Annotated in this window: 24 protein-coding genes and 1 riboswitch; of the genes, 8 read left to right on the forward strand and 16 right to left on the reverse strand. The window is 68.6% G+C overall.

Annotated features, from left to right (window positions below):
* Positions 1 to 156 precede the first annotated feature (156 nt).
* Positions 157 to 1,167: an NBR1-Ig-like domain-containing protein gene (locus VG502_RS12070; protein WP_325550308.1), complete on the reverse strand. Its 1,011-nt coding sequence runs from the start codon at positions 1,165 to 1,167 to the stop codon at positions 157 to 159.
* Positions 1,168 to 1,319: 152 nt separating this feature from the next.
* Here VG502_RS12070 and VG502_RS12075 point away from each other — a divergent pair, with 152 nt between their 5' ends.
* Together VG502_RS12075 and VG502_RS12080 are read left to right on the forward strand one after the other, a co-directional pair.
* Positions 1,320 to 2,183 carry a C40 family peptidase gene (locus VG502_RS12075; protein ID WP_325550309.1) on the forward strand — a complete coding sequence of 288 codons (864 nt, stop codon included), beginning with the start codon at positions 1,320 to 1,322 and terminating at the stop codon, positions 2,181 to 2,183.
* 68 nt (positions 2,184 to 2,251) lie between these two features.
* On the forward strand, positions 2,252 to 3,001 hold the full coding sequence (locus tag VG502_RS12080) for a CHAP domain-containing protein (RefSeq protein ID WP_325550310.1): 750 nt from the start codon (positions 2,252 to 2,254) through the stop codon (positions 2,999 to 3,001).
* 75 nt (positions 3,002 to 3,076) lie between these two features.
* On the opposite strand, the gene VG502_RS12085 is transcribed toward VG502_RS12080, so the two are convergent.
* The 3 genes from VG502_RS12085 to VG502_RS12095 form a co-directional block, all read right to left on the reverse strand.
* On the reverse strand, positions 3,077 to 3,577 hold the full coding sequence (locus VG502_RS12085; protein WP_325550311.1) for a signal peptidase I: 501 nt from the start codon (positions 3,575 to 3,577) through the stop codon (positions 3,077 to 3,079).
* Positions 3,578 to 3,655: 78 nt separating this feature from the next.
* Positions 3,656 to 4,390: a hypothetical protein gene (locus VG502_RS12090; RefSeq protein ID WP_325550312.1), complete on the reverse strand. Its 735-nt coding sequence runs from the start codon at positions 4,388 to 4,390 to the stop codon at positions 3,656 to 3,658.
* An 82-nt stretch (positions 4,391 to 4,472) separates the two neighbouring features.
* Positions 4,473 to 5,840, reverse strand: a complete 1,368-nt coding sequence (locus VG502_RS12095) for an MFS transporter (RefSeq protein ID WP_325550313.1) — start codon at positions 5,838 to 5,840, stop codon at positions 4,473 to 4,475.
* 71 nt (positions 5,841 to 5,911) lie between these two features.
* Between VG502_RS12095 and VG502_RS12100 the strand changes: the two genes are divergently transcribed.
* On the forward strand, positions 5,912 to 6,778 hold the full coding sequence (locus VG502_RS12100; RefSeq protein WP_325550314.1) for a LysR family transcriptional regulator: 867 nt from the start codon (positions 5,912 to 5,914) through the stop codon (positions 6,776 to 6,778).
* On the opposite strand, the gene VG502_RS12105 is transcribed toward VG502_RS12100, so the two are convergent.
* From VG502_RS12105 to VG502_RS12135, 7 genes are all read right to left on the reverse strand, one after another.
* Entirely contained in the window at positions 6,779 to 7,450 is a 672-nt protein-coding gene (locus VG502_RS12105) for an N-acetylmannosamine-6-phosphate 2-epimerase (protein ID WP_325550315.1), read from the reverse strand.
* Entirely contained in the window at positions 7,447 to 8,385 is a 939-nt protein-coding gene (locus VG502_RS12110; protein WP_325550316.1) for an ROK family protein, read from the reverse strand. Before VG502_RS12110 ends, VG502_RS12105 begins: the two co-directional genes overlap by 4 nt.
* On the reverse strand, positions 8,382 to 9,323 hold the full coding sequence (locus tag VG502_RS12115; protein WP_325550317.1) for a dihydrodipicolinate synthase family protein: 942 nt from the start codon (positions 9,321 to 9,323) through the stop codon (positions 8,382 to 8,384). Before VG502_RS12115 ends, VG502_RS12110 begins: the two co-directional genes overlap by 4 nt.
* A 3-nt stretch (positions 9,324 to 9,326) precedes the next feature.
* Positions 9,327 to 10,367 carry an ABC transporter ATP-binding protein gene (locus VG502_RS12120; protein ID WP_325550318.1) on the reverse strand — a complete coding sequence of 347 codons (1,041 nt, stop codon included), beginning with the start codon at positions 10,365 to 10,367 and terminating at the stop codon, positions 9,327 to 9,329.
* Entirely contained in the window at positions 10,360 to 12,384 is a 2,025-nt protein-coding gene (locus VG502_RS12125; protein WP_325550319.1) for a dipeptide/oligopeptide/nickel ABC transporter permease/ATP-binding protein, read from the reverse strand. The genes VG502_RS12120 and VG502_RS12125 overlap by 8 nt, the downstream gene beginning before the upstream one ends.
* On the reverse strand, positions 12,384 to 13,340 hold the full coding sequence (locus VG502_RS12130) for an ABC transporter permease (protein WP_325550320.1): 957 nt from the start codon (positions 13,338 to 13,340) through the stop codon (positions 12,384 to 12,386). The genes VG502_RS12125 and VG502_RS12130 overlap by 1 nt, the downstream gene beginning before the upstream one ends.
* A 70-nt stretch (positions 13,341 to 13,410) precedes the next feature.
* The gene (locus tag VG502_RS12135) at positions 13,411 to 15,054 is read right to left on the reverse strand and encodes an ABC transporter substrate-binding protein (RefSeq protein WP_325550321.1); all 1,644 of its coding nucleotides are present in this window, start codon (positions 15,052 to 15,054) and stop codon (positions 13,411 to 13,413) included.
* Between the two features lie 113 nt (positions 15,055 to 15,167).
* On the opposite strand from VG502_RS12135, the gene VG502_RS12140 reads away from it, so the two are divergent.
* The 4 genes from VG502_RS12140 to VG502_RS12155 all read left to right on the forward strand — a co-directional run bounded on the left by VG502_RS12140 (position 15,168) and on the right by VG502_RS12155 (position 19,385).
* Positions 15,168 to 15,935 carry a FadR/GntR family transcriptional regulator gene (locus VG502_RS12140; protein WP_325550322.1) on the forward strand — a complete coding sequence of 256 codons (768 nt, stop codon included), beginning with the start codon at positions 15,168 to 15,170 and terminating at the stop codon, positions 15,933 to 15,935.
* On the forward strand, positions 15,928 to 16,899 hold the full coding sequence (locus tag VG502_RS12145) for an acetylxylan esterase (RefSeq protein ID WP_325550323.1): 972 nt from the start codon (positions 15,928 to 15,930) through the stop codon (positions 16,897 to 16,899). Before VG502_RS12140 ends, VG502_RS12145 begins: the two co-directional genes overlap by 8 nt.
* Positions 16,900 to 17,021: 122 nt before the next feature.
* Entirely contained in the window at positions 17,022 to 18,842 is a 1,821-nt protein-coding gene (locus VG502_RS12150; protein ID WP_325550324.1) for an exo-alpha-sialidase, read from the forward strand.
* A gap of 87 nt (positions 18,843 to 18,929) precedes the next feature.
* A complete protein-coding gene (locus VG502_RS12155; RefSeq protein ID WP_325550325.1) occupies positions 18,930 to 19,385 on the forward strand; it encodes an SRPBCC family protein in 456 nt (151 codons plus the stop codon).
* A 10-nt stretch (positions 19,386 to 19,395) separates the two neighbouring features.
* Here VG502_RS12155 and VG502_RS12160 read toward each other — a convergent pair whose 3' ends face one another.
* On the reverse strand, positions 19,396 to 21,147 hold the full coding sequence (locus VG502_RS12160; protein ID WP_325550326.1) for a DUF429 domain-containing protein: 1,752 nt from the start codon (positions 21,145 to 21,147) through the stop codon (positions 19,396 to 19,398).
* A gap of 80 nt (positions 21,148 to 21,227) precedes the next feature.
* Here VG502_RS12160 and VG502_RS12165 point away from each other — a divergent pair, with 80 nt between their 5' ends.
* Positions 21,228 to 21,767: a hypothetical protein gene (locus VG502_RS12165; protein WP_325550327.1), complete on the forward strand. Its 540-nt coding sequence runs from the start codon at positions 21,228 to 21,230 to the stop codon at positions 21,765 to 21,767.
* A 9-nt stretch (positions 21,768 to 21,776) separates the two neighbouring features.
* Here VG502_RS12165 and VG502_RS12170 read toward each other — a convergent pair whose 3' ends face one another.
* The 4 genes from VG502_RS12170 to VG502_RS12185 form a co-directional block, all read right to left on the reverse strand.
* On the reverse strand, positions 21,777 to 22,046 hold the full coding sequence (locus VG502_RS12170) for a DUF6295 family protein (RefSeq protein WP_325550328.1): 270 nt from the start codon (positions 22,044 to 22,046) through the stop codon (positions 21,777 to 21,779).
* A gap of 3 nt (positions 22,047 to 22,049) precedes the next feature.
* Positions 22,050 to 22,793, reverse strand: a complete 744-nt coding sequence (locus VG502_RS12175) for a dienelactone hydrolase family protein (RefSeq protein WP_325550329.1) — start codon at positions 22,791 to 22,793, stop codon at positions 22,050 to 22,052.
* 41 nt (positions 22,794 to 22,834) lie between these two features.
* A complete protein-coding gene (locus tag VG502_RS12180; protein WP_325550330.1) occupies positions 22,835 to 23,269 on the reverse strand; it encodes a DUF6918 family protein in 435 nt (144 codons plus the stop codon).
* A 138-nt stretch (positions 23,270 to 23,407) separates the two neighbouring features.
* Positions 23,408 to 24,199, reverse strand: a complete 792-nt coding sequence (locus tag VG502_RS12185) for a C40 family peptidase (protein ID WP_325550331.1) — start codon at positions 24,197 to 24,199, stop codon at positions 23,408 to 23,410.
* Positions 24,200 to 24,395, reverse strand: a riboswitch (cyclic di-AMP (ydaO/yuaA leader).
* Positions 24,396 to 24,509 lie beyond the last annotated feature (114 nt).

Here is a 24,509-nt window from a genome sequence, read left to right on the forward strand (position 1 = left end):
CGCCACTGTCTCGGCTTCAGTCACCGAGACGCCCTCACCTTCCCGAGCCCACCGCTACACCGAAAACCGTTACGTTCCAACGCCGTTCGCCCATGCACGGCCCATCAGTCTGACTCCTGAAGCGGGTGTCGCATGTTCGAATCATGCCGGGGGCACTTATTTCGGCGTCACGACCACTTGGGCCTTGAAGGGCTTCTGCCCGGGGAAGGACCAGCGCCCGTGGTCCGCCATCATCCACCGCACGACGCACAGCCCGGGTTTCTTCGGCGCGGTGACCTTGACCTCGATCCGCGCCACTCCCCCGGGCGCGGTGTCCTGGATCGGCGTCGACACCGCGGTGCGGCAACTGTTCTTCGTCAGCGGTAGGTCGCTGCGCACGATCGTGCGACCGCTCCACATCACGTCACCGGTGTTCTTCAGGTCGAATTCCTTGACGAACTGCTGTCCCGGCCTGACATGGCTGCAATCGGAGTAGGTGACGTCCTTGGCGAAGAACGCGTGGTCTCCGGCGACGAGCGGCGGGACGTCCTGCCGTGTGTCCATGGCCGGACACGAGGAACCGACAGTGGGCGCCGACGGTGCCGTCGCGCCCGGTGTGCTGGGGATCCCCGTGGCCATCGCCTGAGTGGGGCGAGTCGACGAGCGGGCGGACGACGGGCCGGCCCCGGCCGCAGCGGTGTCCCGGTGCATCACGAACACCGTGACCAGAGCAGCGGCCAGGACGACGAGACCGACCAGGGCGACAGGCATCGCCCAGGCCCGCGAGGGTCCGGTCGGTTGCGCGGCGGCCCTGGTCGACCCGGTGCTCTCGCGCTCGACCGTCGCGGGCGCTTCCCGTGGTTCGGGCTCCGCCGCCGGCTCCTCGTGGGCCCGGAACTCAGGCTCCGGCGGATTGACCAGACGGTCGACCTGCTCCCACTGCTGCCGGAAATCGGCCGGATCGCGACCGATCGCCTTGGCGAACTCGGCCGTCGTCGACCAGCTCGGAAAGCGGTAACCCTTGGTCGCTTCGTGCAGCGTTGTGTGCGAGATGCATCCCGAGCGACCGGCCATCTTCCGGAACGAGGGGTCGCCGGCCTGCTGACGGGCGGCTGACAACACTTCCGCAAAACCCTCGACCCCTGAGCGCACCCGCGGGTCCGCGTTGTTGCTGTCCTGGCCTGTCATCGCTCCCTCTCGAGCACGATCGTCGAGGACAGCTGCAGCTGTCAGATCGCGTGTCAGATCCGCGTCATACCGGGCAGTTCGCGCCGTACACGGTACCGGACACCCGATCCGCACCCCGAATGTGTAGCCATCCGACACGAAAGGTGCGAACGATGAGAACACAGCAGAGCACGAGCAGGTTCCGGACGGTCCGAGCGGGCGTCGCCTGCCTGGCGATCGCGGGCAGCCTGGCCGGTATCGGTTCGATGCAGGGAGCGAGTCCGGCCAGCGCAGCGGGAACCCACAGGTTCCCGGCGAAGGTGGACCTGAACGGCCGGGCCAAGATCGGCCAGCCCGCCGATGCTCCCGGCCACATCGAGAATCAGTACCGCAAGGGCGAGAAGGTCCCGGTGACTTGCCAGGCGCACCATGACGGCGCCCTGTGGGACAAGACCTCCGCCAAGACCTGGGTGCCGGACAAGTACGTCAAGACCGGCACCGACGGGCGGGCGCCCGGGGTCTCCCTCTGCTCCGAGGACGACGGCTCCGGCCACCGCGTCCACGGCCGCAACAACGGCCCCGCCGGCCCGACGACTGGCACCCGCGCCCAGAAGATCTCCCGAGTGCTGAAGGTGGCCAGGTCACAGACCGGCAAGGGACTCACCTACGCATGGGGCGCCGGCGGCAAGGGCGGTCCGGCGTATGGCGCAACGACGCCCTCCCCGAGCGGGAAGGACGACTCGAACCGCTTCGGCTTCGACTGCTCGGGCTACACGCTCTACTCCTACTGGAAGGGAGCCGGCAAGGACATCGGCTCCTACACGGGCGCACAGCTGGCCGGGGCCGCGAAGGTGTCGACCTCTTCACTCAAGCCCGGAGACCTGGTGTTCCAGGGCTCGCCGACCGACCACGTCGGTCTCTACATGGGCAAGGGAAAGGTGGCCCAGGCCGCCACGCCGCGCAACTCCCACAGCGTGCGGATCTCGGCCTTCCACGCCTCCGACTGGAACAAGCAGGCGGCCCGCCCCTTCAAGTGACCACGACGCGACGGTGCCATACCTCGAACACCACCCCTGACGGACAACCGATGAGAAGGAGAACCATCATGCGCACGAAGACCAAGACCACCACCGCCCTCCTGGCGGCCACCGCCCTCTGCACCGGCCTCGGGGCCGCCTCCGGCGGCACCGCGCACGCAGCAACCGTGCACAAGTTCACCGCGAAGGTCGACATCAACGGCCGCGCCAGGATCGGCCAGCCCGCGAACGCGCCGGGGCACGTCGAGAACCAGTACCGCAAGGGCCACAAGGTCCCGGTCGTCTGCCAGGAGTACTACGGCTCGGCGTTGTGGAACAAGACGTCCGACAAGACGTGGGTGCCGGACAAGTACGTCAAGACCGGCACCGACGGGCGGGCGCCCGGCGTGCCCGACTGCAACCCGGGCAAGCCCGGCAAGGGCCAGACGCCTCGGGACGACTTCAACCACAAGACCTACGGATTCGCGGCCGACAACTGCACCGCGTTCGCGGCATTCCGTGTCGTCGACCGGCTCGGGGTCAAGGGCTTTCGGAACGACTGGAAGGGCCAGCACTTCGGCAACGCCGGCACCTGGGACAACGCCGCGCGCGGTGCGCACCTGAAGGTCGACAAGAAGCCGGTCGTCGGCGGCATCGCTGTCAACGACGTCCACAAGGTCGGCCACGTCGCCTACATCAACAAGGTCCACAAGGACGGCTCGTTCGACGTCGAGGAGTACAACTGGAACAACCCGCTGCACTACGGCACCCGCAGCCACGTGCACCTGTCGAACGCCCAGGCGGACTTCCAGCACGTCATCCACTTCAAGCGATCCTGAGCAGTGTCGGAGCCGGCGGGCGGTGCGGTGGAGCGCACGGCCCGCCGGCTCCGGCGTGTCCGAGCGGCGGTGGTTTCACACCGCCGACGGCAGCGCTCCCCGCAGTGGCTCGTCCGGCGGGAAGAACAACCGCCACAGCAGGAACAACCCGATGAACGACGTCACCAGCGACCCGACGCCGGTGGGCTGCCTGAAATACACCGCGACGTAGCCCATCAGCGGCAGCCGGGTCTGCTCGACGCCCTGCACCATGTGCGGCGAGATCGTCCAGACGTCCGCCGTACTGTTGCCGTCGCCCTTGGTGTGTATGCCGGTGGCGGCGACGCTCGTGATCCGGTGGGTCACCAGATCAGGACCGGCCGAGTGCCGGAAGGTGATGATGTCGCCCGGCTGCAAGTGCTGCGTCGCCGCAGGCCTATCGATGATCAGATCCCCAGGCACGAGAGTGGGATTCATCGATCCGGTGTGTATGACGTACGCCCGATAGCCCTGCTGCCAGCCGGCGACGCCGACCGCGACGAGCCCCAGGAACACGAGCGCGACGAACGCCCAGACGACCCGACGGTGGATGTGCACGGCTAACTCCTCAGGTGTGCGGCGCGGGTTGGTGGGGCGCGAGGTGCTCGCCCCCCCAACCCGCGGTGACCGATCCGATTACCAGGTGGGGCCGGTGGGAGCGACGCCCGGCTGGGTCGCGACGATCTTGAACCCGACGTTCGCCCACGTCGTGTTCTGGTTCGCCGCCTTGCCGGTGAGCCCGAAGGTGATCGTGGCGCTGGATGCGATGTTGGGGGCGAGATTCTGCTGGAGCAAGATGGCGGCCGGCGCGCCACACTGTGCGATGTCGTTACCGGCGCCCACGGTGTGCTGGACGCTACTTCCGCCGAGGCCGTACTTGTTCACCGTGCACGTGTTGGCCGACGTCGTATTGCTGTAGCCATTGGGGTTGGTGGCGTCGCCGGCCGTCTTGAGCGCGAGGTTGTACGAATCGAAAGTGCCGGCCGGCCCCGCCACCTTGAAGTGGCCGTACTGGCCCAGCCCGCCGCCCGTGACGACACCTCCGTACGTTCCACCGTTGGCGCCGGTGAAGGCGCCGTATCCCGCGGAGGTGGGATCGAATACCAACCAGATGTCGGCGTTGGTCGTCGACCCGGACTTGACGTTGAAATCGATCTTCTGAGACTGGTCGACACCCGGGTTCAGGCCGGTGAAGTCGATCGACGTGGCGCCGTGCGAGAGCACCAGACTCCCGGACTTGCCCGTGAGGTGACCGTTGGCGCTGTCGGTGAAGTAGGCCCCGGTGTTCGAGGAGGCAGCGGCGATAAGTGCCGCCGACACACCCAATGCACTGACGAAACCGACCAACCGGATGTTCTTGCTCTTGTTCATGTGAAATCCCCCGCTACTGAAGGAGTGAGTCCCCGGCGGCTTGTGTCGCGGGGCGCGAGGAACATTAGTTTTCGATGGATCGTCAGGCACCGGTTTCGCCAGCGTCTCGCAAGAGAATTTCAGTCTCGCAAGATGCCTGCTCCGCATCCGAATCAGGTGTAACGGCAGGCGATTTCATCGCCTCCTCCGGCGGCGTGAGATCACGGAACTGACGCAGCAACTCCAGGTCATAGAGCACTCTGAGCCCGCCGCCGATGATCAGTGGCCAGCCGAAGTCCGAGTGCGCCAGCAGCCACCCGGCGAGGAGGGGCGGGACCGCCGCCGCGAGACTGCGGGGCACGTTGGTGATACTCGCCGCCGCCTGACGCTCGCCCGGCGACACGACTGCCATGACGTAGGAGTTGCGGACCGGCACGTCCATCTGGGACAGGGCCGAACGCGCCAGGAGCGCGGCGACCGCCAGCGGTGCGGTCGGCATGAGCGCGGCCAGGATCAGGAACCCGTTCGCCGGAAGGTGGGTGAACACCATGGTGCGCACGAGCCCGATCCGACGGGCGAGTCGCACGGCCACGAGCGCCGAGAATGCCGAGAGGGCACCGGCCCAGAAGAAGAGCTGGCCAGTCACGACGAGGGAGAGTTCGAAGCGCTCCTGCAGCCACAGGGCGACGATGACGGTGATGCTGAACCCGCCACCGAACGCGTCGAGGCTGAACAGCGCGGCCAGCCGATGGACGATCGGCCGCGACGCCCCGAGCGGCGAGTGCTGGGTCCCGCCCGACGGCTCGACCGCCGGACTCAGTCGTCGGTAGCGCGCCAGCAGGATGACGCCGAGAATCGCGTAGCCCGCGAAGATCCATCGCTGTGAAGTCGCCGCCGAAGCTCCGATCAGACCACCGACCCAGGACGGCACCCCCGCGCCCAGTGAACCCACCGCAGCGACCAGCGTCCCGACCAACGCGTAGCGTGCGAAGAGATCTGTGCGCGCATCGTGCGGCGCGGTGGCGGGCAGCAGCGCCTGCTCCGTGGAGAGAAACGCGCTCACGTCCCCGGCGGACGGGTTCAGCGTCCCGACGAGTGCCACGACCAGCAGCGGCCAGAATACCGTGCAGCAGGCGAACGCCGCTCCGGTGGCGATCATCAACAGCGACATCCACCGCAGTAACCGACGACGTTCGACGCGATGGCCGTGCAGGCCGCTCACCAGTGTCAGCGCCGCCGAGCCGAACAACGTTGCGGTGACGATCATTCCGACCTGTATGGCGGTCAGGCCGAGCGAGGTCAGGTATGACGCCAGCACCACGCTGACGACCCCGTCACCGAGCGCCCGCACTCCCCGTGCCTGGAGCAGGACCACCGCATCACGGCCGGCGCCCGCGGGCACGAGCCACCCGTGCAGTCCGGTGACCGGGAACGGCGCGCGTGCCTTCAGCCCCCGCCCCGCATCCACCATGAGGAGATCGTCACAGCCGACGACCCCACAGAGAATCCCCCAACTGACTGGCGCTGCTCTAGGATTTCCCTATGGCGATCGGCTTGAGTGATCTGACGTTGTTCCTGACGGTGGCCGAGCAGGGAAGCCTGAGCAGAGCAGCAACCAGCACCCACCAGGCACAGCCCTCGGTCAGCGCCCGCATCAGCGGGATGGAACGCACGCTCGGTGTTCGGCTGTTCGAGCGCACCACTCGTGGAGTCGTGCTCACACCCGCGGGAAAGGCGTTCGCGCCATACGCCCGGCGTTGCCTGGAAGCCGCGGACGAGGGCCGCCTCGCCGCCCAGGCCTCGGCCGAGACCAGGCGGTTCGTGGTGCTCGCGCCCGCGTCGATCGCCGACGGCGTCTTCCCGGACCTGGTCGAGACGCTCGCCCATCAGCCCTGCCAGGTCGTCTGCCGCGCCGCGCACAGCCACGAGATCACCCGCCAGCTGCTCGACGGGGTCGCCCACATCGGTCTCGTCACCACTGACAGCGCCCCGCGAGGACTCGCTCTCCGCCCGTTCAGCACCTCGCCGATCCGGTGGGTCGCCGCCCGGCACCATCCGCTCCGCACGCGTGGCGCCATACGACTCGCAGACCTGACCGAGCAACGCCTCGCCGTGCACACGTGGGGAGCCGAAGCGGACCAGCTGGCCACGCTGCTCGACCGGGCCCGGGTCCCACGCTCACACGTCAGTTGGGTCTCCCCGGCCTCCGTCGCAACCACCCTCGCCCGCGACTTCGGCCACGTGGCTGCTCTCGCAGTGGATCATGTCAGGGCCGAGTTCGACGCCGGATCACTGAAAGAGCTTCCGATGCAAGGCCTTCCGCATTGGAACGCCACCGTCAACATCGCCTACGTCACGGGCACCGACACCGACCCCCTCATCCGGGCCGTGTTGGGACATCCGCACTGACTACAGCGCGTCGGCGAACCATCCGGTGATCGTCGCGGGGTGGGTGATCGCGGTGCCGACCACCACAGTGAATGCGCCGGCCTCGATCGCGGCCCTCGCCTGCTGCGGCGTGTGCACGCGCCCCTCGCACACCACCGGCACGTCCACGGCGGCAGCGAGCTGCTCGACGAGCTTCAGGTCGGGCCCATCGGTCTTCTCGGTGTACGGCGTGTACCCCGCCAAGGTCGTGCCGACGAGATCCGCGCCGGCATCCGCTGCAGCGCGGCCCTCCTCCAGCGTCGAGCAGTCCGCCATCACGAGTGCCGTTGTGCGCTGGTGCAATTCGGCGATCGTCCCGGCAACGGTCCGGCCGTCCGGGCGTTCCTGCGCGGTGCCGTCGATCGCGACGATCTCGACACCTGTCTCGGCCACCGCGAGCGCATGCTCCAGCGTCGGGGTGATGAAGACCGGTGCGTCGCCGTCCTTCCAGAGCCCGATGACCGGCAGGTCGACGTGCTGGTGGATGAGTCGCAGGTCGTCCAGGCCCTGCGCGCGGATCGCCGCAGCGCCGCCGCGAGCCGCCGACAGGGCGACCTGGGTCATCGTGCGCGGGTCGCGCATCGGTTCCCCGGGATATGCCTGGCACGACACGATGAGACGTCCACGAAGGGCGTCAATGACGTTGATGCTCAATGTCTTTCCTTCATCTTGCGGTCGGCGTCCAGCACCAGTCGGGCGGCTCCGGCGAGTGCTGCGTCGCTGCCGAGCTTGCTGCGGACCACCCGGATGCCTGCCGTGGTGGGCAGGAGCTGGTCCCGCAAGGCACTTTCCATCGGTGCCCACCACAACTCCCCCGCGCCGACCACGCCGCCACCGACCACGACGACCTCCGGGTCGAGCAGATTGATCGCACCGCCCACGGCTGCACCCAACGCGCGCCCGCCTTCGGCGAGCACCCCTGCAGCTTCGGCTGATCCGGCCGCTGCGCACCGAACGATCTCCTGCACGTCGGTGACGGTTCGACCGGTGCGCTCGGCATACAGCGCGCAGATCGCCGGCCCGGCTGCGACCGCCTCGAGATGACCGGTCCGTCCACACACGCAGGGGCGACCCTCCGCCGCTGCGGCCGGGATGTGCCCCAGATGGCCGGCCACGTCGTGTGCGCCGAACCAGACCTCCCCGGATCGCACGAAGGACGCGCCGACTCCGGTGCCGACGGCGATCATCAGCACGGACTCCGCGCCGGCGGCTGCACCGGCCCACGCCTCGCCGAGGGCATGCGCATGCACGTCATTGACCACTCGTACCGGCAGCCCTGTCATGTCCGAAAGGCGTTCGCGCACAGGAGTTCCCGCCCAATCGCGCAACACACTGGTCGCTGACAGCACCACGCCGGAGCGATGATCGATCACTCCTGCCGAGCCGACCCCCACACCGCGAGGGCGGGTGCCGTCGGCCACGGCTCTGACCAGTCGGAGGACGGTTGCCAGGATCGCGTCCGGGCCGTCGGATCCGGGCGTCGCCTCGACGGCGCGCCCGATGATGCCACCACCCGCATCGACCAGCGCAGCGACCGTCTTGGTGCCGCCGATGTCCACGCCGACGGCACACCCCACAACATCGCTCATCGGCGGACGTCGAGCCCGGCAAGCTCCAATTGCTCACGGACCCGGCCGGTTTCGGCCTCATCGAAGCGACGCATCGGCAACGACACGGCCGGTGAATCGATGACGCCGAGCAGGTGCAGCGCACACTTGAACGCACCGACACCGCGCGTGGCTCCCGCGGCGGTCGCCGGATCCGCAGCGTCGACGATGCGGAACAACCGGCCGAGCCGCTCCTGCTCCGCCCGAGCACCGGCCCAATCCTGTTTCCCCGCAAGCTGATGCAGTCGCGTGTAGCCGGCCGGGTCGACATTGCCCAGACCCGGCACCGAGCCACTGGCACCGGCGAGCAGCATGCCGTCCACGACAAGTTCGTGACCGGTCAGCAGCGCGAACCCGTTGTCGTCCTGCTCGTCCAGCCCGAGCCGCAACTGCCGGAATGCGACGTCGTCACCACTGGAGTCCTTGACCCCGGCGAGCACGCCCTCCGCGGCGAGGCGCAGCAGCAGGTCGAGCGGTAGCTTCCGGCCCACACAGACCGGGATGTCGTAGGCGAGCACCGGCAGCGAACTCGCCGCCGCCACGGCCCGCAGGTGCCGCTCGATCTCGTACGGCCCGACGATCGCGTAGAACGGCGCGGTCACGACCGACGCCTCCGCTCCCAGCCGCTCGGCAGCGCGCACGCGCTCCAGCACTCGCGGCGTCGTCGGCTCGATGCACCCCGCCAGGACAGGCACGGCGCCGGCGGTCGTGTGCACGATGACGTCCAGCGCTTCGTCACGTTGTGCGTCGGTGAGGAAGACTGTTTCGCCGGAGCTGCCGAGCGCGAAGAGTCCGTCAACGCCCCCGTCGAGCAGGTGCTGCACGAGTCGCTCCAGCGAGCCACGATCGACACTGCCGTCATCGGCCAGTGGAGTGACGACGGGCGGGATGACCCCGGTGTAGGTGGTGGGGGTGGCCACGGTTCACGCTCCTTGCGCTGTAGCTGCGTTGTCGTCGGCAGACGCCTCGCGCAGCAGTTCTGTTGTCGTTGTTGAGGATTCGATGGGGTGGTAGCAACGCACGACGTGGTCGCCATCGACCTCGTCATACGCGGGCATCCGGGTGCTGCAGGTGTCATCGGCGCGCCAGCAGCGGGTCCGGAACGGGCAACCGCTCGGCGGCGATGACGCCGACGGCACCGCACCCACCAGCGGGATCGGGTCGGTCGGGTGCAGCAGGCTCGGCGCGGCCGAGAAGAGCGCACGCGTGTAGGGATGCCGCCCGTCGTCGGGCAATCGAGTTGCCGGTGCCTGCTCGACGATGCGCCCGAGATACATCGTGATGACCCGGTCGCTGATCCGCTTCACGGTCTGAATGTCGTGTGACACGAACACCATTGCCAGGTCCAGCTCGTGCTTCAGGTCGAGCAGCAGGTTGAGGATCTGGGCCCGGACGGACACGTCGAGCGCACTGGTCGGCTCGTCCGCGACGACCAGCGACGGGTCCAGCGCCAGTGCTCGCGCGATCGACACGCGCTGGCGCTGCCCTCCGGACAGGGACGACGGCAGCGCATCCGCCAACGACGAGGGCAACCCGACGAGGTCCATCAGCTGACGGACCCGTGCGGCCCGCTCCGCCGGGGACTTCCAGCGGTGCACGTCGAGCGGGTCCCGGATGATCTCGGACACCGGCATCCGCCGGTTCAGCGATCCGGACGGATCCTGGAAGATCATGCCGACACCACGACCGAGCACGCTGCGTCGCTCGCGCGGGGACATCGACCAGACGTCCTTGCCCTCCCACAACAGGCTGCCCTCGGTCGGGCGTTGCAGCCCGACCAGCACGCGCGCGAGTGTCGACTTGCCACAACCGGATTCGCCGACGATGCCGAGCGTCCGCCCTGCCTCGATGGTCAGGTCGGCACCGGTCAGGGCGTAGACGTGGCCGCTGCCGAACAGACCGCCACCGCGGATGCGGTGGGTGACGTGCAGGTTCCTGCCCTCCAGCAGTGGAGTGTCATTCATTGGAGCTCACCTTCACCAGGTCGGGAGCGTGACTGTCTGCGGTCACCGCGTGATGGCACGCGGACCGATGGCTGTCGGGGTTGGTCCCATGGCCGACCAGCTGCGGAACCTCCTCGTGACAGACCGACGTCGCCGCCGGGCACCGGTCGGCGAATCGGCAACCGGCCGGGAAGTCCGCCGGAGCGGGCACCGTGCCGCGGATCTGGGTGAGCCGTTCGGCACCAGCTTCGAGCGAGAGCACCGAGCCGAGCAGCCCGCGGGAGTAGTGGTGTTGCGGTTGCGCCACCACGTCCGCGCTCGTGCCGTCCTCGACGATCCGGCCGCCATACATCACGGCGACGCGGTCGCACACCTCGCTGACGAGCGCCAGGTCGTGGCTGACGAGGATCAGCGCGAAGCCGTACTCGGCGCGCAGCCGCAGCAACAGCTCGATCACCTGCGCCTGGACGGTGACGTCCAGGGCTGTCGTGGGCTCGTCCGCGATGAGCAGTTTGGCGTCGCGCGCGAGCGCCATCGCGATGACGACCCGCTGGCGCTGACCACCCGACAGTTCGTGCGGGTATGACGCAAGAGTCCGCTCCGGGTCCAGGCCGACCAGCTCCATCAGCTCGTTCGCCGACCGGGTGCCGCCACGCCGAATGACCTGTCGCAGTTGGGCTTTGACCGTCATCGCCGGGTTCAGCGCGGACAGTGCGTCCTGGTAGACCATCGCGATGTCGCGCCCCATCAGCGCCCGGCGCCGACCCGGCTTCATGCCGACCAGCTCCGCACCGTCGAACATCATCGACCCGGTCAGGTGGGCTCCCTTGGGCAGCAGGCCCATCACGGCGAGCGACGTCAGCGACTTGCCGCTGCCGGACTCCCCGACCAGACCGAGGACCTCACCCGGACGCACCGCGAGGTCGACGCCGTCGACGATCGCGATGCCGTGATGCCGCTCCGGGAAGCCGATCCGCAGGTCCCGCACGGTCAGGATCGGCTCGGCGTCCGGCACCGGACGGGCGCTCGCCCGCAACCGCTGCGCCGCGACCGCGAGTCCCGGCAGGGCCTCGGCCGGCGCACCCTTACCGACAACCGGATCAGCAACAGCCGCAGCTGTTTTGGTCGACACCGTGGCACGGGAGGCCGGTGCCGCCCACGCATCGGAGATGCCCTCGGACAGCACGTTCAGCGACAGCACGGTGACCAGGATGAGAACGCCGGGGAAGAACGTCGCCCACCACCCGCCGGCCTGCAGGATCTGCTGGCCGTAGGCGATGACCGAGCCCCAGGACGACTGCGCCGCCTGCCCGGGCAGGCCGCCGCCGATGAAGGACAGCGACGCCTCGAAGATGATCGAGTCGGCGACCATCACGGTGGCGAAGACGAGCACCGGCGCCGCACAGTTGCGCATCACGTGCCGGCGCAGGATGTGGAACCGGCGGGCGCCGATCACCTGCTCGGCTGCGACGTAGTCCTCGCCATACTGCGACAGCACGTTCGCCCGCACGACCCGGGCGATGGACGGCATGAAGACGAACCCGATGGCGAAGATCAGCACCGACAGCCTGTCCTTGCCGTAGGCCACGACGAGCACTGCCGCGAGCGCGATCGCCGGGAATGCCATCACGATGTCCAGCAGCCGCATGATGATCTCGTCGACCACCTTGCGACCGGTCGCCGCGACGGCACCGAGCACCGAGCCGGCGATCAGCGCGAACGCCGCTGCGCCGAAGCCGACTTCGAGCGACCGCCGCGTGCCGACGATCAGCCGGGACAGGATGTCCCGGCCCGACGAGTCCAGCCCGAACCAGAAACTGCCGTTCGGGCCCGTGCCGACCGCACCCAGTCCGGTGCGGGTCGGGTCGTGCGGGGTGATCCACTGCCCGATGATCGCCACCACGACGAGCACCGCGACGAAGACGAGCGCGATCCGGGACGGTATGCCGAGCCGGGACAGGCTGATCGACTTCGTCCCCGGGTTGTTCGACAGCTTGCGGGTGAGTCCCGCGCGATATCCACCCAGAAATCCACGCATCAGTGGCCTCCTCGCAGCCTCGGGTTCGCAACCGTGTAGAGCAGGTCGACGACCAGGTTGATGACCACGAAGCAGCCGGCGATCACCAGGATCGTGCCCTGCGCCAGCGACGTGTCGTTGGTCGTGACGGCCTGCATGACCAGCGTGCCCATCCCGGGCATCTGGAAGATCGCCTCGATGATGATCGTGCCGCCGAGCAGGTAGCCCACCCGCAGCCCGAGCACGGTCAGCGGGTTGACCAGTGCGTTGCGCAGCACGTTGCGCCCGACCACCACGTATGGCGGCAGGCCCGCGCCGTATGCCGTGCGCACGTAGTCCTTGTCCAACTCCTCCACCATCGAGGTCCGCACGATCCGCGCCAGCGAGCAGCCCACCGGCAGCGCGAGCGAGATGGCGGGCATCGCCATCGCCTGCAGGAACCCACCGAAGTCGTCCCCGGGATTGACGTAGCCGGCATTCGGCAGCCACGTGCGACTGATCGCGAACTGCTGAATCAGCAACAACGCCAACCAGAACGACGGGATCGAGATCCCCGCCATCGACAGGATGCGCACCAGGTGGTCCGGCCACCGGTCACGATAGAGCGCCGCGCCGATCCCGAGCACCATCGCGATCACGAAGGCGAGCGCGACACCCAGAACCGTCAGCTCGATGGTGACCGGCAGCGCCTCACCGACCAGTGCCGACACCGACTTGTTCAGCGAGTGCGTGGTGCCGAGGTCCCCGGTCAGCAGGTCGCCGAGGAAGTTGACGAACTGCACCGGCGGCGACCTGTCCAGGCCGTGCTCGTGGTTGTACGCCGCGATCTGTGCGGCACTGGCGTTGTCACCCAGCGCGGACACCGCGGAGTTCACCGGCGACAGCCGCATGATGACGAAGACGAACAGCGCGATGCCGAACAGCAGCGGGATCAGCGTCAGTACTCGCCGGAAGACCAGGCTCAGCACGCGAGCCATGCGAACACCTCCTCATGCAGTAATTCAAAATTGACCCGGCTCGATGGGCTCGATCAGGGACGGGTGGGGGTCAGACCGGCTTCGTGTCCAGGAAGTACAGGCCGGTCATCGAGACCGGCTTGAAGCCGGTGAGCTTCTTGTCGTCCCAGCCGGTCATCATCTTGGTGTGGACGACCGGGTAGAGCGGAGCCTCGTCGGCGATGAAGTCGATCGTCTTCATCCACAACGCTTTCTGCTTCGCCTTGTCGGTCTCCTTGGCGGCCTGGTCCAGCCAGTTCGCCACCTTCTTCGCCGAGGCCGGCTGCCAGCGGAAGCGGTCGGTCGGCCAGGTCGCTCCGTAGTAGAACCACCGCAGCAGCAGGTCGACGTCCACGCCATACACGGTCGGGTCGCCGGAGGCGAGCAGTGCCCGGAAGCTCGGCTTGCTCACCAGCCCGTCGGGCGCCGGCGCGTAGACCGAGGACGAGGGCGCGGTGTTCAGGGTCGCCTGCACACCGACCTGCTTCCAGGCGTCGATGATCAGCGGTGCGGTCGCCGCGACGGCGCCGGAGTCGGTGGTGACCAGCTCCAGCTTCAGGTTCGTCGCGCCCGCAGCTGCCAGCAGCTTCTTGGCCTTCGCCGGGTCGTGGTTGTAGACCGTCGACGCCTTCTGGAAGTCGGCGTTGCCCTCGTCCAGGTAGCTCTGCGCCGCCGATGCGTGACCCTGGAACGCGGTCCGGATGATGGCGTCGGTGTCGACCGCGTAGTGCAGCGCCTGACGAACTCGCTTGTCGTCGAACGGTTTTGCCGAGCAGTTGAACATCAGGAAGATCTGGTTGAAGGCCTGCTTCTCGGCGACCTTCTTCGTCTTCGACAGCTGCTTGACGTTGACGTAGGGCACCGCCTCGATGGCCTGCGAGCGTCCGCTCTGCAGGTCCGCGACCCGGGTCGCGTCCTGCGTCGTCGTATGCCAGACCATCTTCTTCGCCCTGGCCTTGTGCGCCCCGTTGTACTTCGGGTTCGCCGAGAAGGTCAGGCCGCTGTTCGCGTCGGCCGAGTCCAGCACCCAGGGGCCGGAACCGATCGGTGAGTCACCGAACTTCTTGGCCTGCGCGGCGGTCGTGGTCTTCGCCTTGGGCACGATCTTGATCACCGAGATGCGGGTCGGGAAGAGCGGGAACGGCTCCTTGAGGGTGAACTCCGCCGAGTCCTTGCCGGTCGCCTTGACCGACTTGATGAAGGAGATGAACTGCGACATCAGGGTTGCCGGGTCGAGGGCCCGGGTGAACGACCAGGCGACGTCCTCACCGGTCACCGCGGAGCCGTCGGAGAACACCGCACCGTCCCGCAGCTGCACGGTCCACTTCAGGCCATCGGCGCTGGCCTTCGGTTGTGCCTTCGCCAGCGCGAGGTAGGGCTCGTGGGTGGCCGGGTCCAGATCGATGAGCCCCTCGAACACGTGCTGGTTGGCCGCCGTCGCGACCGCGCTCGAGTGGTCCTTCGGGTCGAGTGTGCCGGACAGCTGGAAGGCGAGCGTCGCGTCGATCGTGGCCGAGCCACCGCCGTTGGCGCCTCCGCCACCGCCGCTGCCGGAGGTGCCGCTGGAGGGTCCGCACGCGCTGACCGAGGTCGCGATGCCGGCTGCCGCGGCGAGAACTCCGGTGTACTTCAGGAATTGCCGACGCGAGGTTCCGCGGAGTCCGGCAGGATCGAGAGGTGAATTCTGGTGTGCCACGACTGCCTCCAAGTTGCTGCAAAACGGTGAATGTGAGCGACCATACAAGACATCAGACGTCTGATGTTGAGATACGCTAACTTTCGTTCCAGGGATTTTGAGGGAGGACGCACATGAGCAATACCGACGGGCGGCCACGGACCGCCCAGTTGCAGGTCGTGGAGCAGATCAAGAGCTACATCCAGGACCGCCGGCTGAAGGCCGGCGACCCGCTGCCCACCGAGCCGGAACTCATGAGCGAGATCGGTGCGAGCCGCTCGAGCGTCCGGGAGGCGATCCGTACCCTGAGCGCGCTGGACATCGTGGAGGTCCGGCACGGCCACGGGACCTTCGTGGGCAGCCTGTCACTGAGCGCGATGATCGAGAGCCTGGCCTTCCGGTCCCTGCTCGGCAGCGGCACCGATTACCGCGTGCTGTCCGACGTCGTCTCGGTCCGTCAACTGATGGAGCAGGGCTTCGCGCAGATGATCGTCGACGGGCTCGACTCCAGGCAGCGCACCAGCCTGGCCTCGCTCGCCCGGGAGATGTGCGAGCTCGCCGATCAGGGCAAGCCGTATGTCGAGCAGGACCGCGCCTTCCACCTGTTGCTGCTGCAACCGATCGGCAACGAGCTGGTCGTCCAGCTCACCGGCGCGTTCTGGGAGGTGCAGGCCCGCGTCGCCAAGACCCTCGACGTCAGCGAACGCAGCTGGCAGCGCACCGCCCAGGCACATGTCGAGATCGTCGACGCCGCAGCCGCACACGACCTGGAGCGCCTGCACGCTGCGATCGAGGAGCACTACGCACCGGTCAAGGAGCAGATCCGGACGCTGGCCGCACTGGCGGCCGACACCGATCCGCTGCCGGACGCGACGGACGCAACGGAGGCGACCGGTGCCTGAGTTCGACCTGCCGCTCGAACAACTCACGACCTATCTGCCGGACCGGCGGGAACCCCAGGATTGGCAAGCCTTCTGGGACGACACACTCGCCGAGACGCGCAAGCACGACCTGTCGGTCGAGACGCACAGCGCCGCCGCATATCTGCCGGGCGTGGCGACACAGGACGTCTCGTTCGCCGGCTTCGGCGGGCATCGCGTGAACGCCTGGCACCTGCGACCGGCAGCCGGCGACGTGCAGGGCACCGTCGTGCAGTTCCTCGGGTATGGCGACGGGCGCGGCACTCCCCTGGACTGGCTCGCCTGGCCCGCAGCCGGTTTCGCCACACTCGTCATGGACACCCGCGGCCAGGGCGCCCGCGCCCGGCGCGCCGGCAGCACCGGCGATCCGGCGGGCAGCGCCTCGCCATACGTCGAGGGTTTCCTGACGCAGGGCATCCTCGATCCGCGCGACTACTTCTACCGGCGCGTGTTCACCGACGCGGTGCGCGCTGTCGAGACCGCGCTCGCCCTCGACGGCACCGACCCGGAACGGCTCGCAGTCGCCGGCGCCAGCCAGGGCGGCGCCATCGCACTCGCCGCCACCGCCCTCGCAGGCGATCTCGTGCGCGCAGCGATCATCGGCGTTCCGTTCCTGGCCAACGTCCGTCGCGCCGTGCGCATCACCGAGGAACGGCCCTACTACGAGCTGATCGCGTTCCTCGGCACCCATCGCGCCGACGCCGAAACCGCTTTGCGCACAATGGACTACGTCGACGGCATCACCATGGCCGCACACGCCACGGCACCCGCGAAGTTCTCGGTCGCGCTGATGGACACCATCTGCCCGCCATCCGGCGGCTTCGGCGTCCACAACCACTACGCGGGACCGAAACAGCTCGACGTCTATCCCTACAACAACCACGAGGGCGGCGAGGCCGACGAGCAGGTCGCGTCGATCCGCTGGTTGCAGGACCTCTGGCGCTGAGATCCCGCGCCGGGTCCGGAACACCGGGCAAATCGGCGTCGCGCAATCCACACGGCACCCGCTGATCGGACTACGGTCCGAGGACATCAGATGTCTGATGTCCTCTCGAAAGGAACACTTCCATGCGTGCTCCCCGCCTCACCCGCCCCCTCGTCGCGCTCGCCGCCGGAGCCCTGCTGGCCAGCACGGCACTCCCGTCCGCCGCTGCGGCCGCACCTTCCGGCGATGCCTCGACCACTCTCGCGACCCGTGGCGAGGGCGGCTTCCCGCAGTACCGCATCCCGGCGCTGACCAGGACCACGAAGGGCACGCTGATCGCGGCATACGACGGCCGTCCGACGATGGCCGACCTGCCCAGCAACATCGCGATGATCATCCGGCGCAGCAGCGACGGCGGTCGGACCTGGACCAAGCAGCAGGTCGTCCGCCAGGACCCCGCACCGCACGGGTATGGCGACCCGAGCCTGCTGGTCGACAACGACACCGGCCGGATCTTCCTGTTCTACGCGGCCGGCATGAACCAGGGCTTCGTCGGCTCCGCCACCGGTAACGACCCGACCGACCCCAACGTGCTGCAGGCCGACTACAGCTATTCCGACGACGACGGTCTCACCTGGCACTCCCGCCGGATCACCCCGCAGGTCAAGGACCCGTCCTGGGGAGGGATGTTCGCAGCCTCCGGGCAGGGCATCCAACTGACCACCGGGCCGTATGCCGGGCGCCTCATCCAGCAGTACGTCATCCGGATCGACGGCCAGAACTACGCGGCCAGTGCCTACAGCGACGACCACGGAAACACCTGGCAGATGGGCAAACCCGTCGGTCCGGGGATGGACGAGAACAAGACGGTCCAGCTGTCCGACGGGTCGGTCATGCTCAACGTCCGCGCGGCCGGACATCGACTCGTGGCGATCTCGCACGATGGCGGCGAGACCTACTCGAAGCCGGTCGCCGACCCGACCCTGGTGGACCCGGGCGACAACGGGGCGGTTCTGCGCGTCGCTCCGAACGCACCGGCGAGCGACCCGGCGTCGCACCTGCTGCTGTCCGCGAACAACGACGATCCGTCGATCCGCCGCAACGAGACCGTGCGGCTCTCGTGCGACGACGGGAAGACCTGGGCGGCCTCGAAGGTGATCGACAAGGAGAGCTCGGCATACTCCACCCTCGCGATGGTGACGCGCGACACCGTCGGCCTCTTCTACGAGCGCGACGGTTATCAGCACCTGACCTACACGTCGTTCCCACTGGCTTCGATGAAGGCGCTCTGCGCGCCGATCTCCGCTGATGCCAGCACGATTCAGGCCGGCAGCGCCGGATCCGTGCCGGTGACCATCACCAACCAGACCGGCCACGCGCTGGCCGCCGGCTCCCTCGCCGTGACGGCACCGGAGGACTGGACCGCGCCGAAGGAGGTCCCGACGCCGCCCATTCCGACGGACGGCAGCGCGACCGTCCGGGTGCCGATCACCGCGCCGCTCACCAGCGCACCCGGCGACCACACGCTCTCCGTCCGGTATGCCGCCGCCGGCAAGACCTCCAATGCCGACCTCACCGTGAGTGTCGACGCCAACGATGCGGCGCCCGCAGCACCGAAGCTGCGGATCGAGTCCTACCTGGACCACCTGACGGCCGCGGGCCGGACCGGCACGATCGACGACGTCGCGACCTACTTCACCCGAATCACCAACACCGGCAACACAACACTGACCAACGTGACGGTGACCGGCAACCAGGACAACCTGCCCCGCTGCCATTACTCGTCGCTCGCGGCCGGTGCGTCATACCTGTGCAAGTACGGGACGCACGCGATCTCCGACCAGGACGTCGCCAACGGCAGCTACGCGCCGCGACTGACCGTCACCGGCGAGAACCCGGCCGGCACGACGTCCGCGGTCGCGAAGACCACCGGCGAAGCCGTGCAGCTGCCGAACGGCTCCTGACGGCCACCGCACCCGCCCCGCCGGCTCCTCCAGGCCGGCGGGGCGCCCCTGTCCCACCCGGCTGCAGGTCCTGCCACGATGGGCGACATGACAACACCGGAAGAGACCAAGGTCGTCAGTGCCACCCGCGACATCGCCGCACCCGCGGCGCAGATCTTCGAGCTGATCGCCGATCCCAGCCGGCAACCGGCGTGGGACGGCAACCACAACCTCGAGCAGGCCGCCGCCGGCCAGCGCGTGCGCGCCGTCGGGGAGGTCTTCCGGATGACGCTCGCCAACGGCAAGGTCCGCGACAACAAGGTGGTGGAGTTCGAGGAGGGACGCCGCATCGCCTGGTGCCCCGGCAACGAGGGCGCGGCACCCGCAGGACACCTGTGGCGCTGGGAGCTGGCGCCGCTGGACGACCAGCACACCCGGGTCACCCACACCTACGACTGGTCTCGGTTGAACGACCCCAAGCGCGTGGACCGCGCGCGGTCGACCACGTCCGACAACCTGTCGGCATCTCTCGAAAAGCTCGCTGCCACAGTCGAATCCGCGTGACCGGCGGCGCTCACGCGCCGCGCAGCTTCGCCAGCCGCGACTGCAACCGCTCGACACGGTGTGCGTTGCCCTCCAGGGCGACATACTCCTCGCCGAACCGGTAGAGCAGCGCGTCGTCCAGCCGCCGCACCGCACCGGGCGGCGTGCGGTAGGCCATGCGCTCGTCGATCGTCTCGGAGTCGACGGTGCGCAGCGTCTCGGCAAGGTCGGCGAGGGACTGTATGCCGAGCTCGCCCACCAGCCCTGCCATCCAGGAGTAGTGGTCGGCACGGGACCAGGCCGCCTCGGCATACTGACCGGCGAGATAGGCGGCGAGCTCGCGCGAGGAGATCTGGTCCGCGCCCAAGGCGCTCGGCACCGCCTCGGCCGCACCCGACTGCAGCTTGTCCCGGATCGTGGAGAACTCCTCGTCGGCCAGCTCCAGCAGACCCGCCGCCAGGGTGAAGCGCCGGTCGAAGTCCGGCCGCTGCTCGGTGGGAATCGTTCCCTTGTAACGGATGTCGTGCTCGAACTCGGCCCAGGCGTGCTGCAGCACGGTGCGGATCTGCACCTGGACGTGCCGGTCGCCGAGGTCGGGGTGCTCGGCGCGGTCCTCGGGCACCAGCCGGATCTGCAGGTGCCGGCTGGAGTAGCCGAAACGGCCCTCGCTGGCGGTCTCCTGACCGAGGTCGCGGTCGTCGAGCACCTCGGTCTCGGCGGCGAGCAACTGCACGACCGCGTCGACGTCGCGACGCACGTAGGTGATCACGCGCACCCCGATCGTGTCGCCGATCTGGCGCATCGGGTCCGGATACAGCGGTGCGCCGTTCTGCTCGCGCGTCGCCTTCTCCGCGAACGACGCGACCGTCTTGGCCCGCCCGTCCACCGACAGGTAGTTGAGCCCGGCATCGTCGAGCACGCCGGCGATCAGGGCGACGGCGTCGGCCGCGGCACGCTCGACCCGCGGGAACTGCACGGCATACTCCCGCCGGGCCGCGCTCACCACGTCGGCATGTGTCGTTCCCTTGGCCGAAGGTCGGCTCGGTTCCAGGTCCTCCGGCAGCGTCGGCGTCACGATGTAGCCGGTGGCGAAGTCGCCATACGTCGTGAGCTGCTCGGGGGCGTGGTGTGCCAGCAGTGCGACATACGCACAGATCACCGCGTCGATCGCATCCTCGGCGTGCCGCAGCTGCGCCTTGCGGGTCGCCGACTGCACGGTGTCGACGAGGTGCTGCCAGTGCTCGCTGTGCTTCAGCCGCAGGGCCGGCTTCGCCGTCTCGAGCGACTCCAGCAACCGGATCAGGGTCAGCATCTCGCCCTGCAACTGATCGACCGACCGGCCCGGCTTGTTCTTGTACTTCAGGCTCTGCCCGAGTCGGAACAGCGCAACGGTCGCCGCATGCGGATAGACCTCCAGGGCACGGCGCGGCGCGCGCGAGTCGGGGTCCATGTCGAGGCCGAGCAGCCCGGCAATGCGTCCGCCACGGCTGCCGTCGGCGAACGCCGGGTTGTCGGTGTTGGAGGGGTGCGCGCCCGCTTCGTATGCCGCGAAATCGCGGCCCAGCGCCCGCTCGGCCGGCCGGCTGCCCTTGGGGTTGACCACGATGAGTGGCGCATCGATGCCGACGACGCAGTCGGCGGGCGCGGCGGCTCGGGCCAGGGCGACGATCTCGTCGTCGGTGCGTACGGCGCTCGCATGACACAGTGCCCCCGACTCGTCCAGGACGGCGACTCCGGTGGGGTTCCGCAGACCCCAGGCGAGATCGAGACCGACGAAATGCATGCCTGCAGCATGCCGCATCGACGCGCGCACCCGGCGGCGAAGCACCGATCAAGGCGGAAGTCCCTCGTAGCATGGGCGACATGCCGAACAACACCCAGGCAAACGGTGACGGCGAACAGCAGTCCGCGAACGACGCGTTCATGGACGAATGGGCCGACCCGGAGGACGACTACGGCGACGAGGCGCGGCACCACCAGGCGCCGGGCCTCCTACCCGGCGCGCTGATAGGCGCCGGCATCGCCTCACTGTGCGCCATCGGCATCTACCTACTCGCGGGAAACGGCGGCAATGACACGGGCACCAGCCCGCAGACGGTCACCGAGACACAGCTCGGTCCGACGCAGACCGTCACGCAGAAGGCCAGCTCCGACCCGGCGAGCGACAGCGCCTCCACGCAGACCACGACGGTGACGCTGCCGCGGAGGACAGTGACGGTGCAGGTCGTCCAGCCCGGCAAGGGCACGACGGTCACCCGTACGCAGACGGAAACCAAGACCGCGACGAGCACCACCACGGCGTCGGCACCACCGCCGAAGACGACGACCGTCACCCAGACGGTGACGACGACGGCGCCCGGCGGGCCGCCGCGCCCGACAGGCCCATCCCTCGGACGGCCCTGAGCGCCGCCCTCAGCCGGCCTTGAGCTCGTCGGGTGCCGCGTCCAGCGCCTGCTGGATGGCGTCGACCAGCCGCTGTGCGGAGGCTGCGGTCAGCTCCAGTGCGATCCGCTGCCCCGGTCCGGCGCTCGGGTCGGTCAGGTCGACGTTGAGCGTGTGCTCTGCCATCGCGTGGACCGGGTGGTCGTAGTAGGCAGCGGCGTCGGTGATCCTGAACCACTTGCCGCCGGGACCCTTGGCACTGCCCTCGACGTCGGTCGTGACGGTGATGTAGGTGCACATGTGTCAGGCCCCCAGGTGCTCGTGGAAGAAGGTCTCGATGCGTTCCCAGCCGTCGTTCGCGGCGGCCACGTTGTATGACGGCCGGTCGACCGCGAAGAAGGCGTGTCCGGCGTCGTCATACGAGAAGAACGTGTGCGGCTTGTCGTGTGTGGTGAGGATCTCGTCGAGCTCGGCGACGTGTGCCGGGCTGGGGAACCTGTCGTTCCTGCCGAAGAGGCCGAGCAGCGGTGCCCGCAGGTCGGGCAACAACGGGACCAGGTTGGTGACGTGCAGCGGGTAGTCCGCAGCCGGTGTGCCGGTCACGAACGCGCCGTAGCAGTCGACGACCGCGTCGAGATCCAGGTGGCACGCGGCCAGCACGGCGTGCCGGCCACCGGAGCAGTGGCCGATCACGCCGACCTTGCCGTTCGCGTGCGGCAGCCCACGCAGGTGTGCCGCCGCGACCTGCACATCGCCGACGAGTTGCTCGTCGGCGATGCCGCCGGCCGCACGCACGGCGGCAGCCGCATCGGCCGGGTCCGCGCCGGGCGCCTGCCGCGAGTAGAGGTTCGGGCAGATCGCGTCATACCCGAGCTCCGCGAAGCGCCGCACCATCTCCTTGGTCGCGCGGTCGTAGCCGGGCAGGTGGTGGATCACGACGACGCCACCACGAGGTTCGTCGCCGTCGGGCGTCGCGAGGTAGGCCTCGACCTGGGCACCGTCGGAGCCGGTGAGTCGCACGGTCGATGCGTGCAGCGAATCAGACATATCGATGGTCTATCAGAAGACCATGAATGCCTGCTCGGCGGTCAGGACCCGTACTGCTGGATGACCTTGCCGAGCCGGGGCAGGGCCTGCTTGACGTTGTCGTGCGCCTTGCCGCGCAGTCCCTTGTAGGCGCGCTTCAGCGGCTCGCGCTCCGTGGCCGCGGCGCGCTTGTCGGTCACGGCGAGCAGCGCGTCCGCCGCCTCGTCGCCGCGCCCCGCGAGGTAGTCCCCGAAGTCGCCGGCGCCGGCGAAGTCGGCCCAGAAGGGCTGCAGTGCCGTGGCGACCTCCGGCAGCATGCGATTCGTCGCGTCGGACGCGATCGTCGGGTTGAACTTGCGCACCGCGGCGTAGCCGGCCTTGATGGCGCCGCCACTCAGGCCCTTCTTGTCCTTCACCTCGGCGTCGATCACGGCGGCCAGGTCGGCGACGACCTGCGGGCGACGGTCGGCGGCGAGCAGGGTTTCGGACAAGGTCATGGGTTCTGCCTTTCGGTGGGGATGAACATGCGGGGGAACATGCGGGGGAACATGCGGGGGTACATGTGGGGGTACGACGAACGCCGCGCCCGGCGGGCCGGACGCGGCGTTCGGTGAAGCTGGTGGATCAGTGGTCGATCAGATGCGACCGTAACCCGAGACACCGCTGTAGATGGCGCGGATGCCGACGGAGCCACCCGGGTGGTTGGCGTCGATCATCTTGCCGTTGCCGATGTAGATGGCCACGTGGTAGGCGGAGCTGCCGTCGCCGAAGAAGATCAGGTCGCCGGGCTGCGGGTCGCTGACCCGGGTCGCCATCTGCATCTGGGCGGTCGCGGTGCGCGGCAGCGACTTGCCGACCTGGCCGTAGACGTAGGACGTGAAGCCGGAGCAGTCGAAGCCGGACGGGCTCGAGCCACCGTAGACGTAGGGCGTGCCGATGTAGCGCTCGGCGATGCCCACGATGCCGCTCGCAGCCGGGGGTGCCGGCTGGGCCACGGGCGGCTTCGGCTTGGCAACCGGCTGAGGTGCGGGCTGCTGCCGCTGCACGGGCGCGGGACGCGTCGCGGCGCGGGAGACCGACGACGTGCGCGGGCGCACAACCTTCTTCGGGGCTTCATAGCGCTGCGCGGGGACCGGGGCCGCGAGCTGGCCCTGCGCCGGCACGGCGCTGAGCTGCTGCTCGGCCTTCGTCGCGGTCAGCGGGTGCGCCAGCGCCTGGGCGCGGGAAGCCTGGGCTGCAAAGTCGACCGAGCTCGCACCTGTGATCGACGCGACTCCGGTGGTCGCCTGGGCGGCCTGCGGCGCGGCAATCGAGGCCACCAAACCACCGGCGACGGCAACAGTGGCCGAAACACGCGCGGTCGAGTTGAAGGTCGTCGACAACTTGCTCGGGGCGCGGTGACGACCGCGCGTTCCAAGAATGGACACGAATTACCTCTCCGTCGCCTACGAGGTCAGCTGTCGGGCTCGAGTTGGAGATACCCGGTTCCGCTGCGACACCGTGAGGTGCCGCGGTGGAACTTCGCCCCTAGGGCGGCTTGCGCCACCCGAATGTGGGTCCCCCGCTCCTGCCGGGCGGAATCGTTACACCTGATCGGCTGGCAGGACTCGGCGTTGCCTCACAGGAGCCCACCGAGTTGGTGGGCCGGGGAAAACGGTACACAACCCCGAACGCAATGTCACAGCGAGGTCACGGAGTGGTCGAAAAAAGTTCGAAACTCGTTGACTGCCCGCGATT

The organism is Flexivirga sp., assembly GCF_035551235.1.
GTDB lineage: Bacteria > Actinomycetota > Actinomycetes > Actinomycetales > Dermatophilaceae > Flexivirga.